This window comes from Carboxylicivirga fragile (genome assembly GCF_050589805.1).
GTDB classification, from domain to species: Bacteria; Bacteroidota; Bacteroidia; order Bacteroidales; family Marinilabiliaceae; genus Carboxylicivirga; species Carboxylicivirga fragile.
The window spans coordinates 57,008-70,733 of sequence record NZ_JBNGOY010000008.1 but is presented as its reverse complement, the minus strand read 5'-3'; the positions used below and the strand labels follow the sequence as shown (position 1 = coordinate 70,733).

The window sequence follows — 13,726 nt, the reverse complement described above, 5'->3', positions numbered from 1 at the left end:
GAATCACCATTATAATGATTCTCGAAAAAATATTTTTGTTGGTACGCAAAAGTCCATTTCAATATCGTTGGAAGCAAAGGCAGCCGCTTGTTGTCCCATTAATTTAAAATCAGTTGAAATAACGGAAATACCCTTGTAAATAAATTTCTTCATGGGTGTTTCGTTGTACGATAAGATGCCAACATCAATTCCTGGTTCAAGTTTACGTTCCTTACACTGTTCTAATATATGGCCTAACATTCTGTCGCTTACACAAAAATACATGTCACCTGCTCTAACACTTAATTCTTCTTCATTTGTTAGTTTATAATGTTCATACCCCTTGTCTTTACAATACTTTTCAAATGCCTGTGCCGTTATAATAGGGTGGTAGGTAAAGGAGGGATAGACCATTATTTTGCGCTTGTATTTTTTTAGTAGATGGTCAGCCTCTTGCAAGGTTTTTGAAACAGGGGTATTAAAGTCCTGATATAGTTTATTTTTAACCTTGTTTATATTTGTGTTCCAGTCAATTATGAGTGTTTTGTTTGGTGGTAATAGGTTAACAATATCAGCTACATCTTTATGGGCGAATGGCATAATAATGTACTTGCTATAGCGCCCACGACTTTCGGTAATTAGCTTTTTGAATAACTCAATGTTATAATGGTGGAAATGAACATCAGCTATGGTGTTTTTATTTAAATTTTTCACGAATTCAGCATATAGTACTTCCTTATATGCTTTGAATGTATCCAAGAAAAGAAATACTTTTTGCCCCTCTTTAGCAACAAAGTATCCTTTATTTGGCACTGATTCAATGATGCCTTGTTCTTTGAGTATGCCGTAACTCTTAAATACGGTATCGCGCGATAATTTATAGGTTTTACAAATGGCATTTACCGATGGGAGTTGGTCTCCTTCATGCAGTTTATTTTCGGCTAAAGCATTTGTAACTGTATCTACCATCTGTTGAAATTTAGGAATTTCACTGTTGGTATTAATATTGAATTTTAACATTGCTTCCTGGTTAAAGTGTTCTGTTCTGATCGGGTCAAAGATATGATTATTTGTAGAGATAGAGTACTGGCTTAGCTAAAATTTATGGTGGTAGCAGAAAAAGTATTTTTTACTTTGTTGTTTAACAACTGGTTTTGGTTGAGAATGATAGTTGCTAATCAGGAGTTAACTCGAATATTGATCAGTATTGTTAAGAAAGTTAAAACTTAACTTATTCATAAGAAAAGCCTGTAAATCGTGCGATTTACAGGCTTTTGATACAATTTGAATTCTTGTAATGTGAACCCAAGCGGTCAAATTTCGAACTATATACTTGAAGATTTAGAGGCAATTTCTAATGTAATCCTTAGCGGAGTACTTGATTAACTTATTAAAGTCCGAGATATGTTAATCAATCCACTTCAAATAAATTCAAACGAAAACTTTCAGGAATTTTCGGCTAAAATTATATATTTGCTACAGCTAATTGTCAAGGGTGTAATTTTCATAATTATGCCGAAAATACATGCCGATTCTTTTAAAACAAGCTCCGTTCAGGGGCTTTTCGTGTTTATAGTCCCTAAGTGTTTTTTGATTTGTTGCCTTATGTTTCGATTTATTATCCGAAATATCAAGGTTCTACACTTGTATTCTATTCTCACCGTCAATTCCTCTAAAAATATTTCAGTTATCTAAATAAAATTCATCGCTATGATAAATCGCAGAACAATATTAAAGCAAGAGTTAGTAACAAAGTTATATCCTAATAGTGTCTCAATTAAATCTGCCATGCAGCATCTAAGGCGTGAGATAGATACATGCCCTGATTTAAAAAGGCAAATTGCTAAAGCTGGTCATACCAAACGACACTACTACAACAAACAGCAGCTTTTATTAATACTTGAACATTTCTGTGTTGAGCCAGAAGAGTTTGAGGAGCTGTAATATTCCATATTAAACAATAATCCCGCCCCGAAATGAGTAGTCAATTTTTTGTTTAATTAAAATTTAAAATTATGAAGATTAGAACATTTAATGTTTCGGCAGTTTCGATGGTTGAATTTGCCGGGTTATTGGGAGAGTACGAACTTGAAGGTGCAATCATTGGCACAAATGAAGATGATGAAATCCTTGTTAAAGTAGATTACGACCCAGAGGAACACAGCCAGGCAATTCTTGAAATGATTGACCATTTAGAAGACCTGGACGAGGTTTACTCAGAAGAAGATGATGAGTAAGGCAATGGTAAGCTGTGGGTTGTTTTTAATAACCCATAGTTTCAATCTAATACGTTAAGAACCCCACTCTTTTGCTCAATAGTATTGAAAAGTCTATTAGAAGTAAATCAAAGAGAAAATCACAAATGGAGTTTTAAAAAATAATAGATGAGTAGTCACTATTAATAGCTGCAACACTTAGAAAAGTAGCTGTTTAGTAGAATTTAATTGCTCACAATAGGTAATAATCGCAGCAAAGTAGGTCATAATAACTTTTTATAGAAAAATGTGCCCGACCAATAGCTTTTAATACCATAAGAATTGAGTACAACATAAAAAAATGCAACAATGAAGGAAAAACATAGCAATTTACAAGATGCCATTTATCGGAATTTGCAAGAAAACGCAACTTACGCTTATGAAATATTAGTCGAAGACAATTCAGGACATATACTGATTGTACCCCGAACCAATAATATCGAGGCTTTTAATGAGAACATGAAATCGGCTAAAGATATTGTCAAGCAAGATGGCGGTAATATCAAAGTAGATATTTATCGTGGTAAAAGTCCAAAAGCCGGATTAGTTACACGATACAACATTGATTTAGATGACAACAGTAAAACTGAGAAACCTGTAACAAATCAGTCACAAATAGAACAAGCGGTTGATATGGCTATTAAAAAATACCAGTTCAGTAGAAATATAGGTGGATTGGGAAGTATTGAAAACCTCAATATGCTATTCGGCGCATTAACAGGTAATGATGCTGATAATGAAAACAACGGTAATACCTTAAATGGTTTAGCCGGATTATTGGGTGCTGTCAATAATTCCCGGTATGAAAACACCTTGATGCAGTTTGAGAAAAAACTCAGCGATTACAAACAGGAAACCGAACTCAGCACATTGAAAAAGCAGTTGCATAAAATAACTACTGAGCGAGATAGCCTAAAAAACCAAAATCAGGAATTAGAAAAAGCAAATTCGGCTTACAAAACTGAGGTGTCCGAGCTTGAAACCCGACTTGCCGGATATTCAAACACGGAACTATTAAAACGGGTTGCAACGGGTGTACTATCAGGCATCGGTAGTAAGATACTTGGGAATAGCCCAAAGGCTGCCGAATTAATGGGTTTATCAAAAGATGAGTTGCAAGCTGCCCTGGGTTTTGTTGAAGAGGATGAAGAATTGCAAGGACATTCTTCCATTACCCAACACGATGTTGACGTAGAAGAGATGCCAGTCCCAAAAACAGAACAGCAAAAACAAATCTTTAATGCCATAAATGATACTGCAAAAGCACTCAAGCAAAGCGATATTCAATTTGCTATTTACATGATAACAATAATTGGCAATTGCATGGAAAGCAAAGAGCTGACCAAGAGCATGGTTCAGCATCTCGAAAAGGAAAAACAGCGTTTGACCATTGAGGAAGATGATGAAAGCACAGGGAAAGAAGAATAAAAGGATTTAAACAGCCAGTTTATGGCTCAATAATAATGCAGATGCAAACAATTGAAAAAGTAAAGCAAATTGATATAAAAGCTCTTATTGAAAAGGAAACCGGAACTTGCTTCAATAAAACCAATCAATTGGAAAAATGTCCTTTTTGTGGTAGCGGTAAAGGCACGAATCAGTCTCCAGCTTTTAGCATTAAAAAGAAAAATAATTTCTACAAATGTTTTTCATGTGGTTCCGGTGGTAGCACCATAGATTTCTTGATTTCTCTAAATTCAGGTTGGAACGAACATAAGGCTATCAAATATTTACAGGAGGAATATCTTGGTATAAAAGAGACGTTTCAACCATCACAGAATGTTACAAGTGCTTTCGACAAAATGCTTTTTGCCATAAAAAACAATCCTAAAGAAACTGCTGCCGATTACCTAAAATCTCGTGGAATTAGTTTTATAGATGATTTGCCTGACAATAGTTATTGGTACGATTCACACGCAGATGCTATTGTTTTTACTGATGCCAACAATCAACTCATTAACCGCAGGATGATTAATCCTACAAAGGGTAAGCCAAAAGCAAAAAATAACGGAACGTTAAACGGCAGCATCTATGATAAAATGTACAATCCCGATAATGATGTTGTTTTCATACAGGAGGGCGTTGTAAATGCTCTATCAATGAAAGGCTGTTCATCCATCGCTTTGTTTTCCACAGAGAATAAAATCAAGAATCCTAAAATCCTACAAAAGTATATTGAAGGAAAAATCGTTGTTTTAGCAATGGATAACGATAGTGCAGGAAATAAATGTGCGGAGTATTATCAAGATTTTATTTTATCCAACCGATTTGACATTAAATCACTACGTAGGTTGATATTACCGGGGAATAAGGATGCCAATGATTTACTTCAAGACAAAACAATTGTTGATTTTCTTCAAAACATGAATAATTACCAATTGCTTTGGGAAGATATTATTAATAAGCCTATTCCAAAATTCAGTATTGATGAACTGACCGACATCGAAGAATACAACTTTTATAAGAAAAATGGATGCTACTATGCCAATGAGTTTCATAAAAGCAAACCTGTTGAAAGAAAGCTTTCCAACTTTTTGATGGATTCAGTTTATCACTTAATGGATGGCACAAAGGAAAGCAAACGCTTGATTAAGTTTCAACGAAATACAGGAGAGATTACAGTAAATGAAATAACAAGTTCTGAGCTTAACCTCGATAAGTTTAAGAAAGTAATTCGTAGTATATCCGAGCGTGGTTTAACTTTCTTTGGGAACACCCAAAATCTTGACACTATCCTTACTTACCTCTACGATAATGAAAAAAATGCCATTGCTGTAAATCAGCTGGGTTATCAGCAAGAATCAAAAGCCTATTGTTTTGCGGATGCTACAATAACCCATGACAATAAATTGCTTTATCCAGACAAACTCGGTATTGTGAATCATGGTAAATCTGCCTATTATTTACCTCCATTTGCATACACCAATCTTGATGATAAAAGCTATTCCGGACAACGAAAATTTACATACAAAGCAGGAAACCTGAATTTTAAAGAATGGTCGGAGCTGATTTATAAAGCTTATGGTATTAATGGCGCAATTGGTATTTCCTTCATCATACTTGCCTTGTATCGTGATTTTATACTTGAACTGACAGGGTTTTTTCCATTCCTGTTCCTGTTTGGAGACCAGGGAGCCGGGAAATCAAACTTTGTCAACTTTTTTCTACATCTGTTTGGCGAGCCTAATCATGGGATATCATTACTAAACTCAACCGATAAAGGTTTTTCTCGTTCGCTTACACAACGAAATAATGCACTTTATTATCTAAAGGAATACACCAATGCCATTGATAAGAAAACGGTTGATGTCTTCAAAACTGGTTACGATGGAGAGCTATACACTATGGCTCAAAAAAGTAACGATAATAAAACCACAACGCTTGAAATTAGTTCTGCCTGTATGGTAGATGGTAACGAGCTGCCCACATCAGAAGCTGCATTATTTGCCAGAATGATTGTACTGCATTTTGAGGACAATAAGTTTTCAGATGAAAGCACCCAAGCTTATAAAACCCTATTAAAAGAGAAAGAACAAGGCTTTTGTAACATAACCAGGGAACTTCTAAAGTACCGGAATGTTATTGAATCGAAGTTTAAAACGGCGTTTGATGCTATCTTTTACGAACTTAAACCGGAAATAACGACTGTTACTGAAATATCTGACCGACAGATTAAGCATATAGCTTTATTGCTAACTCCTGTTCAGCTATTACAAAGCAATTTGGAGCTACCATTTGATTATTCAACATACAAACAGTCCGTTATTGAGAATACAATTAAGCAAAATGAGATGGCCAGTACCATTAAAGATGTCACCATATTTTGGGAAGCCATTGCTTTTAAACTGAGCCAACCTAAAAGTGAGATTAAAGTAAGCACACATTATTTAAAAGACCCGGTAAATAAAAACCTGTTTATTAAATTTCCTCTCCTGTTTCCATATTACAAGGAATATGTGAAAAAGAACGGATTAAACGATTTGGATGCAAACTCGTTAAAATCATTACTCACATCAAAAGGCAATACATCTTTCATTCAAAATACAACACAGAAGTCGAGAGACAAGGCAATTAATAAAAAACCTTTGGGGAGCTGTTATCGGTTTAAATATGAAGATATACCCGAAGGAATGGGAATAATAATAAATGCTGTAGAACTGAACTTATAATACAAATTGTTTTTTCAAAGAGCTTTAAGCGATATTTAAAAATTACAATTGTTAATGCCGATACACAAATAAAGAGACTTAAAGAGTAGAGCGAATTTAAGACTCATTTTATTTGGTAATCGGTATAATACCGTTTTAATCGGTATTTTTTTTGTCCTTATTAAACTTGATAAGATGTTGAATTATAAACTATGTTAACTATGTTAACCATGTTAACCAAACATGCTATTTTACTGTATTGTAGTTTCTTATCGATTAACATGAGGTAAACATGGTTAACACACCTACATATTTGAATTCTTTATTATTAGCTCTAAATAGTAAGCGTTTTTGAAACAGTTAACACAAGTTAACATGTGATTTGCGCTTGTGTTAACCATTAAGCAACAGAATTACTGCAATTTACAGGTGTGGTTAACATGGTTAACATAGTTAACATTTTTTTTTTGAGTGTCAGATAGGCAAGCAAGAACCATTTTTTAATATGAAATTCCCAAGTTTCAGTTTTATTCGGAAAGAAAAAAAACTCATTTCTTTTTTAATATGTGATATCTCATTATATTTTTAGTATTAATATTCTCGCTTAAATATTTATTTGTATGCCGAGACGTAGGAGAGGTGGCATAAGAAAGCTACATGCAGCTAAAGAAGAAGCATTAGTGATTGAAAATATGAAAGTTATCAGAGACTACTTATTTGATACTTTAAGAAACAGTAATATGCTTGTTTCTAAGAAAAGAGTCTTTGCTAAACCAACGAACTCATATCTTTATTTCCACAAGTATAATAACTTGATTAAGGATATGAAAGTAACTCGGCCAAATCAAGTCTGGGTATCTGATATTACCGATATACACACAGTTAATAGCTTTGCCATTTAGCTCTTATTACTGATTTGCATTCACGAAAGATAGTAGAATAGGACATCAGTGACTCGCTGGAGCTGACTGGGTGTCTCCGAGCCCTAAAAATGGCCCTGGAAGGCGCTCGGTCAGCGTCCGGAATAGCACATCACTCTAACAGAGGTGTTCAGTATTGTAGTCATACTTATGTAGAAATACTAAAAAAACAAAATATCCTAATTAGCATGACCGAAGAAAAAAACTGCCATAAAAAAACGCAGTTGCTGAGAGAGTTGATGGTATATTTAAGGAAAATATTTAATCTTGACCAATGCTCCTATAGCACTTTGCATGCGCAAGAAAGCTACAAAAAATGCAATTAACAATTATAACAACAAAAGATTACATTTATAATTAGATTATAAAACACCTAATATGGTATTTAAAAATGTAGCACAATTTAATTTTAACCTGTAGCTGTATTTTAGGACGTGACAGCTTATAAAATGCTTAAAGATTATCATTTGCTTATTTAATAAGCATTAACTTAATTATTCCTAAGAAGTTAACACTACGCAATAAGTTCATCGCTAAAACGATATATATTTTGTCTCCTCCTTATAAAAGGGAATCCAACACACAACAGTATAATTGCAAACTGCACAATGCCAATCTACAAGCTGAAGTTTGCAAAAGAGCAGTTTTTCCTGGTAACTACTAGAAATGCCAAAATATTAATTGTAACATCACTCTTGTAAATACACCTTAATCATATACTGTATGGCTTGTAACAGCATATAATTGACCCTGTAGAAACCACAAAACTTGTTAGTCAATATCGAGAAAGATAGGATGAATTGAAAGTTGCTTGGGAAAGCTATGCTAAGGAGTTTGTTGTAATTTTAGGTGCTGAATAACTTTATGATAGCTTTAAATTATCATCCCAGCTTTTTTAAGTCCTTCAATTACATGTTCTACAAGCTCGTCCTCTTTAACAAATCGACTGATTAAATAAGTTGCTTCATTTTCAAAGTTTGGTTTTAATTGTTTTAGGTGGGCAATGCTGACTTCCGCTTCAGAAAGCCTATTTAATTGCCCTAAAGTTGCTGCCTTAAGCATTGGGCCCCAGAAGGGAGTATCGTATTGATTAGCCTCTTTCAAAGCTTTGTCATATTCCTTTTTCCGATAATAATAAAGAGTTGTTGGCCCTAATAAATATGCTGGGTAACTAACATTCATTTGCATTACTCTATCCAAAATAAGTTTTCCACGTTCCCATTCTCCATAAAGCGAAAGGTATTGACCTACATTACCCAATCTAAGCGGGGATTTTGAATTCATCGAAAGGCATTTTTCAACTTCATTTAGGAAACGATCTTTTTCATTATTTATAAAATATTTTATAGCAAGAACAAGCCTAACCATGAAGCTATTTGGGGCAAGTTTAAATGCTTTTTCTGAGAGGATATGCAATTGTTCAAGTGAATATGCAGCATTTGGCATATCCAATAAATACAGAGAGACATGCAAACCCGCCAACATTGCAGTGGCTAAGCCCGAATCATTCTCTTTACTTAAGACGTGTTGTAAAGCAGTAAAAGCCTGCATTGCACTTTCCGGTGATTGGCACGCCTGGTAATAATGAAATTTTAAAATCGCATCAAAGGTGTCAATATCTTTTGGCTTTACTCGCTTTGATTCTAGAGATAAACGCTGTAAAATAATACCATATTCGCTACCCAGAATACAGGAAACCTCACTTGAAATTTTTTCCTGAACTTCAAAAATGTTGTCAGGTGTTAATTCGACTGTGTATCGGTCAGCCCAAATTTGCTCACCCTTTAAGGTGTCTGTCAGTTTTACTAAAAGTTTTATTTTATTACCGGCCCAATGCACACCTCCATCAATAATAAAGCGGATGCCTTTACTTATAATAAATTCATTTTTATCGGCTTCAGAAATATTTTGATTCGCAAAAGGGGTGCTTCCAAATATGGTTAGCTCTTCAAATTTGGTGAGTTCAACAGAAAGTTCTTCAGCAAGGCCAAGAGCAAAATAATCTTTATCTGCATTACCGGCAAGGTTTTTAAAGGGTAATACGACCACCGTGGGGCCTAGAGTGGAATTATTTTGTGCTATGGTGGTACCAATCTGTTCATCTAATGATGGGTTATTAAATGAAAAGAAGGGGATATATCTTCCTTTTGGAATATCAATTCTAATGGGATCATTTTTCCCTATCCCCGCATAATGCATTTTCAACATCCTTCTTAATCTACCTGCATGTATTCTTACCAGTGGATCCTTATCCGAGTCAAAGTGGTGATCCTTATTAAATACTTCAATTGCAATGGTAAATCCTTTTAACTTATCTTCTCTCCCCTCTATTGTTTCCTTAATCAGATACCTTAATAGCTTGCAAATAAGCAGCTTAGATTTAAATTCCTCGCTTGCACATAGTTTTTCTATCTGTTTATTGATCTCATTTACTGAAGGAAGTGTCGTTGGCATCATTGTATATCGCATTGTAGCACAGTTCAAAGATAATAAATTATCCTTAGCTTAATTCCACCGTAGCCTTAGTTCTTGAGCATAGTATTTTACTGTATTTTACTGTATTTTACTGTAGCAACCTTGACTTGCCTTAAGGGGTACTCTATCTTTGATTTTCTGTTATGAAACCTAACTAGTTCGTTGAAAAATTTGATAATGCTTGAAGAGAATAAAATACTCGAAATCATTCTTTCCGATTTTCCCAATTGCAAAAAGGAAATTGAAATATTATTTGACGAAAGTTCCAATTTTATTGAAATATGTGAGGACTATATACTTTGCAAAAACTCTATCGAGGATATGGAAGCCCAAAATAATAAGAATCTTGAGAAAGAAATCTATGATCTAAGGCTGCTCTTAAGCGAGCTAAAAATGGAACTATTATCAAAAACAGATAAGTTAATATTAAATATTAAAAAACTATAACCCAAATTCTAAACAGATGAAAAACAAAATTACTCTTAACCTGCTAATATTGGCTGTTTTATCCATTAGCAGTATTAGCTTAAGCGCACAAGATAAAAATGATAAGCCAGCAAAGATTGGCGTGCGAGCAGGTTGGAATTATGCCTCTATGTTTATTGATAATGAAGAACTGTCTGGGGCTGAACATATAAACTCATTCTATATTGGGGTTTTCAAAGAAAAAAAGATGGTGCCATTACTTAGACTTGGATCAGGTCTGGAGTACTTTCAAAATGGCTATAAGGTTACGGATAACATTACACGTGAGATACACTATATAAGTGTCCCCTTATACCTAAAACTAAAAATTGGTCCTGTTTATGCAACTGGAGGAACAGGCTTTAATTTTAAAGTATCGGAAGAAATACCAGGTAGCGCTTTAGCGGACCCTTTAAATAATGAAAAAACACAATTTTTCGATATGCCTTTTCAATTGGGTGCGGGCTTAAAAATACTGATGTTTTCTGTTGAGGCTAGGTATAATTGGGGAATGTTTAACGTACACAAAGAGGCTAGCAACCAATACATGCAACTGGGTTTTACGGTTTCGTTCTAATTATTTAATTTTTAATTAACAGCAATACATTATGAAAAAAATTTTTACAAAAGTATTAATTATTGGCTTGGTAATGGTCTTGGGTTCTGAACTAAGAGCTCAATCCAATTGGGAAGTTGGAGCACGTTTTGGCAATAGTTTTTCAGCCGATATAACTATCCCCTTATCCGCAGCACCACGTTTACACACGGCATTAAATTTTGACAATAATTTTTCATTTGGCACCTATTTCGATTGGATGTTCGATTTGCAAGGAGGCCCTAATGGTTTAAAATTTTATCCGGGTGTAGGTCCTGAATTCTATTTTGGTAATAGTTTTAATGTGGCAGCAGCCGGTGATTTTGGCGCTGAATACTCATTTGACTTTCCATTAACCATTGGTTTTGACTGGCGACCACATTTCATGCTAAGCAATGGGATGAAGTTTAGTTCAAACAACTGGGGTTTTATGGCTCGATTTAGATTTGGTGAAGGAGTTAAGTTTACAAGATCTAATTAAGGGTAGGTTATGAAATACTACGTAATCCTTTTATTAGGTGTTGTGCTTTTCTTAAACACGAAATTAATAGCACAAAATAATTCGGATGAATCAGTCGGCATAAGAGCCGGCTTTCATTCGGCAAATATGGATTTTGAAGGCAATAAACCTGATACCGCAAAAAGTGTAAATAACTTTTATATTGGCTTCGGTAGAGAAAAACAAGTGACTGATCTTTTATATTGGGGAACAGGTATTGAATATTTTCAAAATGGATTACGGTATACAAACAGCAGTAAAAGACTATTGCATACTTTGAGTGTTCCGGTTAATCTGAAGTTGAAAATTGGTCCTGTTTTTGGGCTTGTAGGCGCTGCTGCGAATTTTAAAGTATCGGAGAAAATTGTTGTAGGTGATAATAGTCTAAGTCCCATTGATTCCGATAAATCGAATTGGTTTGATGTACCGGTTTTTCTGGGTGCGGGTGTGAAAATCCTTTTTGTTTCGGTTGAAGCACGTTATCATTGGGGACTTATGGAAGTACGTAATGGAATGCATAATCGCTATTTTCAATTGGGTGCTGTCGTTTCATTTTAGAGCAATAAAACTTATACCCATTTTACTGTTTATAAGTTTTATTATAAAATATAAAATCAGCCATTTATTAGCATTTAAGTATAGCTTCCGTGGCATAAACACGAATAATTAATATGAAAAAAATATATCTTCCATCGTTACTATTTTTTGTAATAAGCACAGCCACCTTCGCTCAAACTGACTCTTCAGCATATGAGAATAATACGATTCAGGATACGGTACAAATTATAGAAAGTAGGGATAGTATTGCTGTTGAACCAACTAGAGTAGATACGGTTGTAATCGAAAAGGTAAGGGTAGATACGGTTTATCTGCCACTTAAAGAGGAAGCAAAACCTCCAAATCAACCACAAGCGACTGAAACTCCTAAACCAAAGAGTAAGGAAAAGAATGATAAAGTATATTATGGTGGATACGCTACCTTTTCATTCGGAAAATATACGGCTGTTGGTATTGAACCTTTAATTGCATATAAGTTATTTCGAAAATTTTCATTGGGTGCTAAATTATCCTATGAATATGTTAAAAATAAAAATTACGATCCCCCTCGCGAAGTCTCAAATTATGGTGTTGCAGCGTTTTCGCGACTACGAATTGCTAAAAGGCTCTATGCGCATGTAGAATATTCTGAAATGAATTACAAGTTTTTTGATATAAATGGAAACAGTAACCGCGAATGGATTTCCTTTTTATATGTTGGTGGAGGTGTTCGTTTGCCAATGTCTAAAAGGGTGTCATTAAATGCTGAAATACTTTGGGATGTTTTACAAGAAGATAATTCACCCTATAAAACCGTTGAACCATTTGTCAGTGTTGGTATAGTTGCTGGGTTTTAATTACCAGTTAAGCTATAAAGGAAAACAGATAAGCAGCGTTTACAGATATAGAATACCTAAGCTTTCGTAACTAGAATCCCTTTCGATAAATACTAAGCGTTTTAGTTTTAGTTTTATGAATAAAGAATAATAAGTAACCAAATTTAGACTATAACATGATGAAAAAAATATTAACCGCAGCATTAATTCTCGTTTTTACAATTGGAATACTCAATGCTCAGCAATCTCAGGAAGAATTATCAGCAGCAGCAGCTAATCCCTTAGCCGATTTAATGAGTTTTCCCTTTCAGAATAACCTGAATATGAATTATGGAGAACACAATCGTAATGTTAATGTATTAAACATTCAACCGGTTATTCCTTTGTTTAAAGGTAAATTGATTACACGTACCATTATGCCTATAGTACGTATTCCTGATTTTAGCAATGAAAGTGGAAAACTATCTTCAGGATTAAGTGATATGGTATTAACGGGATTCTATGTTCCTGAAAGTAAAGGATTGATGTGGGGCTTTGGTCCTGTTTTTGAATTGCCAACCGGTGGTAGCACACGGGGCACGCAAAAGTGGAGTGTGGGCCCGTCGCTTGTAGTAATGGTTCAACCCGGCGACTGGACGGTTGGAGGTTTAATTAACAATGTTTGGTCGGTTGCCGGAAAGTCCCATCGTGATGATGTAAACCACATGATGGTAAATCTATTTACTACTCGTCAGTTAGGTGGAGGCTGGTACGTAAACAGTTCGCCTATAATTACAGCCGATTGGACAGCCGATTCTAAAGACCGATGGATTGTACCATTAGGTGGTGGTGGCGGAAAATTGATAATGCTTGGCGGAAAACTGCCGCTAAACCTTCAATCTCAGTTATACTACAATGTTGTACGACCAGATTTTGGTCCAGAATGGCAATGGCGGGTGCAAGCTCAAATACTTTTGCCAACCAGTATATTAAAGAAAAATTAATACATTTGAAAATACCCCATGCACTATAACTAAT

The 13,726-nt window shown here is 34.8% G+C and carries 13 protein-coding genes; 11 read left to right on the top strand and 2 right to left on the bottom strand.

The window, feature by feature from the left end; translation table 11 throughout:
- Positions 1 to 9 precede the first annotated feature (9 nt).
- Positions 10 to 999, bottom strand: coding sequence for a GntR family transcriptional regulator (locus ACRD7B_RS04875; RefSeq protein WP_430823352.1), 990 nt, complete (start codon positions 997 to 999; stop codon positions 10 to 12).
- A 690-nt stretch (positions 1,000 to 1,689) separates the two neighbouring features.
- On the opposite strand from ACRD7B_RS04875, the gene ACRD7B_RS04870 reads away from it, so the two are divergent.
- The 5 genes from ACRD7B_RS04870 to ACRD7B_RS04850 all read left to right on the top strand — a co-directional run bounded on the left by ACRD7B_RS04870 (position 1,690) and on the right by ACRD7B_RS04850 (position 7,284).
- Positions 1,690 to 1,923 carry a DUF4248 domain-containing protein gene (locus tag ACRD7B_RS04870; protein WP_301200411.1) on the top strand — a complete coding sequence of 78 codons (234 nt, stop codon included), beginning with the start codon at positions 1,690 to 1,692 and terminating at the stop codon, positions 1,921 to 1,923.
- Positions 1,924 to 1,994: 71 nt separating this feature from the next.
- Positions 1,995 to 2,216 carry a hypothetical protein gene (locus ACRD7B_RS04865; RefSeq protein WP_430823351.1) on the top strand — a complete coding sequence of 74 codons (222 nt, stop codon included), beginning with the start codon at positions 1,995 to 1,997 and terminating at the stop codon, positions 2,214 to 2,216.
- A 327-nt stretch (positions 2,217 to 2,543) separates the two neighbouring features.
- Positions 2,544 to 3,662: a hypothetical protein gene (locus ACRD7B_RS04860; RefSeq protein WP_430823350.1), complete on the top strand. Its 1,119-nt coding sequence runs from the start codon at positions 2,544 to 2,546 to the stop codon at positions 3,660 to 3,662.
- Positions 3,663 to 3,703: 41 nt separating this feature from the next.
- A complete protein-coding gene (locus ACRD7B_RS04855; protein ID WP_430823349.1) occupies positions 3,704 to 6,403 on the top strand; it encodes a CHC2 zinc finger domain-containing protein in 2,700 nt (899 codons plus the stop codon).
- Between the two features lie 599 nt (positions 6,404 to 7,002).
- Positions 7,003 to 7,284, top strand: a complete 282-nt coding sequence (locus ACRD7B_RS04850; RefSeq protein WP_430823348.1) for a hypothetical protein — start codon at positions 7,003 to 7,005, stop codon at positions 7,282 to 7,284.
- Between the two features lie 891 nt (positions 7,285 to 8,175).
- Here the strand turns inward: ACRD7B_RS04850 and ACRD7B_RS04845 are convergent.
- Complete coding sequence (locus ACRD7B_RS04845; protein ID WP_430823347.1) at positions 8,176 to 9,759, bottom strand: hypothetical protein; 1,584 nt, start codon at positions 9,757 to 9,759, stop codon at positions 8,176 to 8,178.
- 195 nt (positions 9,760 to 9,954) lie between these two features.
- Between ACRD7B_RS04845 and ACRD7B_RS04840 the strand changes: the two genes are divergently transcribed.
- The 6 genes from ACRD7B_RS04840 to ACRD7B_RS04815 all read left to right on the top strand — a co-directional run bounded on the left by ACRD7B_RS04840 (position 9,955) and on the right by ACRD7B_RS04815 (position 13,692).
- Positions 9,955 to 10,224, top strand: coding sequence for a hypothetical protein (locus tag ACRD7B_RS04840; protein ID WP_430823346.1), 270 nt, complete (start codon positions 9,955 to 9,957; stop codon positions 10,222 to 10,224).
- Between the two features lie 16 nt (positions 10,225 to 10,240).
- On the top strand, positions 10,241 to 10,819 hold the full coding sequence (locus ACRD7B_RS04835) for an outer membrane beta-barrel protein (protein ID WP_430823345.1): 579 nt from the start codon (positions 10,241 to 10,243) through the stop codon (positions 10,817 to 10,819).
- 31 nt (positions 10,820 to 10,850) lie between these two features.
- Positions 10,851 to 11,318, top strand: coding sequence for a hypothetical protein (locus ACRD7B_RS04830; protein WP_430823344.1), 468 nt, complete (start codon positions 10,851 to 10,853; stop codon positions 11,316 to 11,318).
- A 9-nt stretch (positions 11,319 to 11,327) separates the two neighbouring features.
- Positions 11,328 to 11,894 carry a porin family protein gene (locus ACRD7B_RS04825; protein ID WP_430823343.1) on the top strand — a complete coding sequence of 189 codons (567 nt, stop codon included), beginning with the start codon at positions 11,328 to 11,330 and terminating at the stop codon, positions 11,892 to 11,894.
- 113 nt (positions 11,895 to 12,007) lie between these two features.
- On the top strand, positions 12,008 to 12,730 hold the full coding sequence (locus ACRD7B_RS04820; protein WP_430823342.1) for a hypothetical protein: 723 nt from the start codon (positions 12,008 to 12,010) through the stop codon (positions 12,728 to 12,730).
- Positions 12,731 to 12,885: 155 nt separating this feature from the next.
- Positions 12,886 to 13,692 carry a hypothetical protein gene (locus ACRD7B_RS04815; RefSeq protein ID WP_430823341.1) on the top strand — a complete coding sequence of 269 codons (807 nt, stop codon included), beginning with the start codon at positions 12,886 to 12,888 and terminating at the stop codon, positions 13,690 to 13,692.
- Positions 13,693 to 13,726 lie beyond the last annotated feature (34 nt).

Coding starts and splice junctions, on each gene's coding strand:
- ACRD7B_RS04820 (WP_430823342.1), top strand. CDS start 12,008: ATGAAAAAAATATATCTTCCATCGTTACTATTTTTTGTAATAAGCACA.
- ACRD7B_RS04840 (WP_430823346.1), top strand. CDS start 9,955: ATGCTTGAAGAGAATAAAATACTCGAAATCATTCTTTCCGATTTTCCC.
- ACRD7B_RS04815 (WP_430823341.1), top strand. CDS start 12,886: ATGATGAAAAAAATATTAACCGCAGCATTAATTCTCGTTTTTACAATT.
- ACRD7B_RS04835 (WP_430823345.1), top strand. CDS start 10,241: ATGAAAAACAAAATTACTCTTAACCTGCTAATATTGGCTGTTTTATCC.
- ACRD7B_RS04870 (WP_301200411.1), top strand. CDS start 1,690: ATGATAAATCGCAGAACAATATTAAAGCAAGAGTTAGTAACAAAGTTA.
- ACRD7B_RS04850 (WP_430823348.1), top strand. CDS start 7,003: ATGCCGAGACGTAGGAGAGGTGGCATAAGAAAGCTACATGCAGCTAAA.
- ACRD7B_RS04830 (WP_430823344.1), top strand. CDS start 10,851: ATGAAAAAAATTTTTACAAAAGTATTAATTATTGGCTTGGTAATGGTC.
- ACRD7B_RS04865 (WP_430823351.1), top strand. CDS start 1,995: ATGAAGATTAGAACATTTAATGTTTCGGCAGTTTCGATGGTTGAATTT.
- ACRD7B_RS04825 (WP_430823343.1), top strand. CDS start 11,328: ATGAAATACTACGTAATCCTTTTATTAGGTGTTGTGCTTTTCTTAAAC.
- ACRD7B_RS04845 (WP_430823347.1), bottom strand. CDS start 9,759: ATGATGCCAACGACACTTCCTTCAGTAAATGAGATCAATAAACAGATA.
- ACRD7B_RS04875 (WP_430823352.1), bottom strand. CDS start 999: ATGTTAAAATTCAATATTAATACCAACAGTGAAATTCCTAAATTTCAA.
- ACRD7B_RS04860 (WP_430823350.1), top strand. CDS start 2,544: ATGAAGGAAAAACATAGCAATTTACAAGATGCCATTTATCGGAATTTG.
- ACRD7B_RS04855 (WP_430823349.1), top strand. CDS start 3,704: ATGCAAACAATTGAAAAAGTAAAGCAAATTGATATAAAAGCTCTTATT.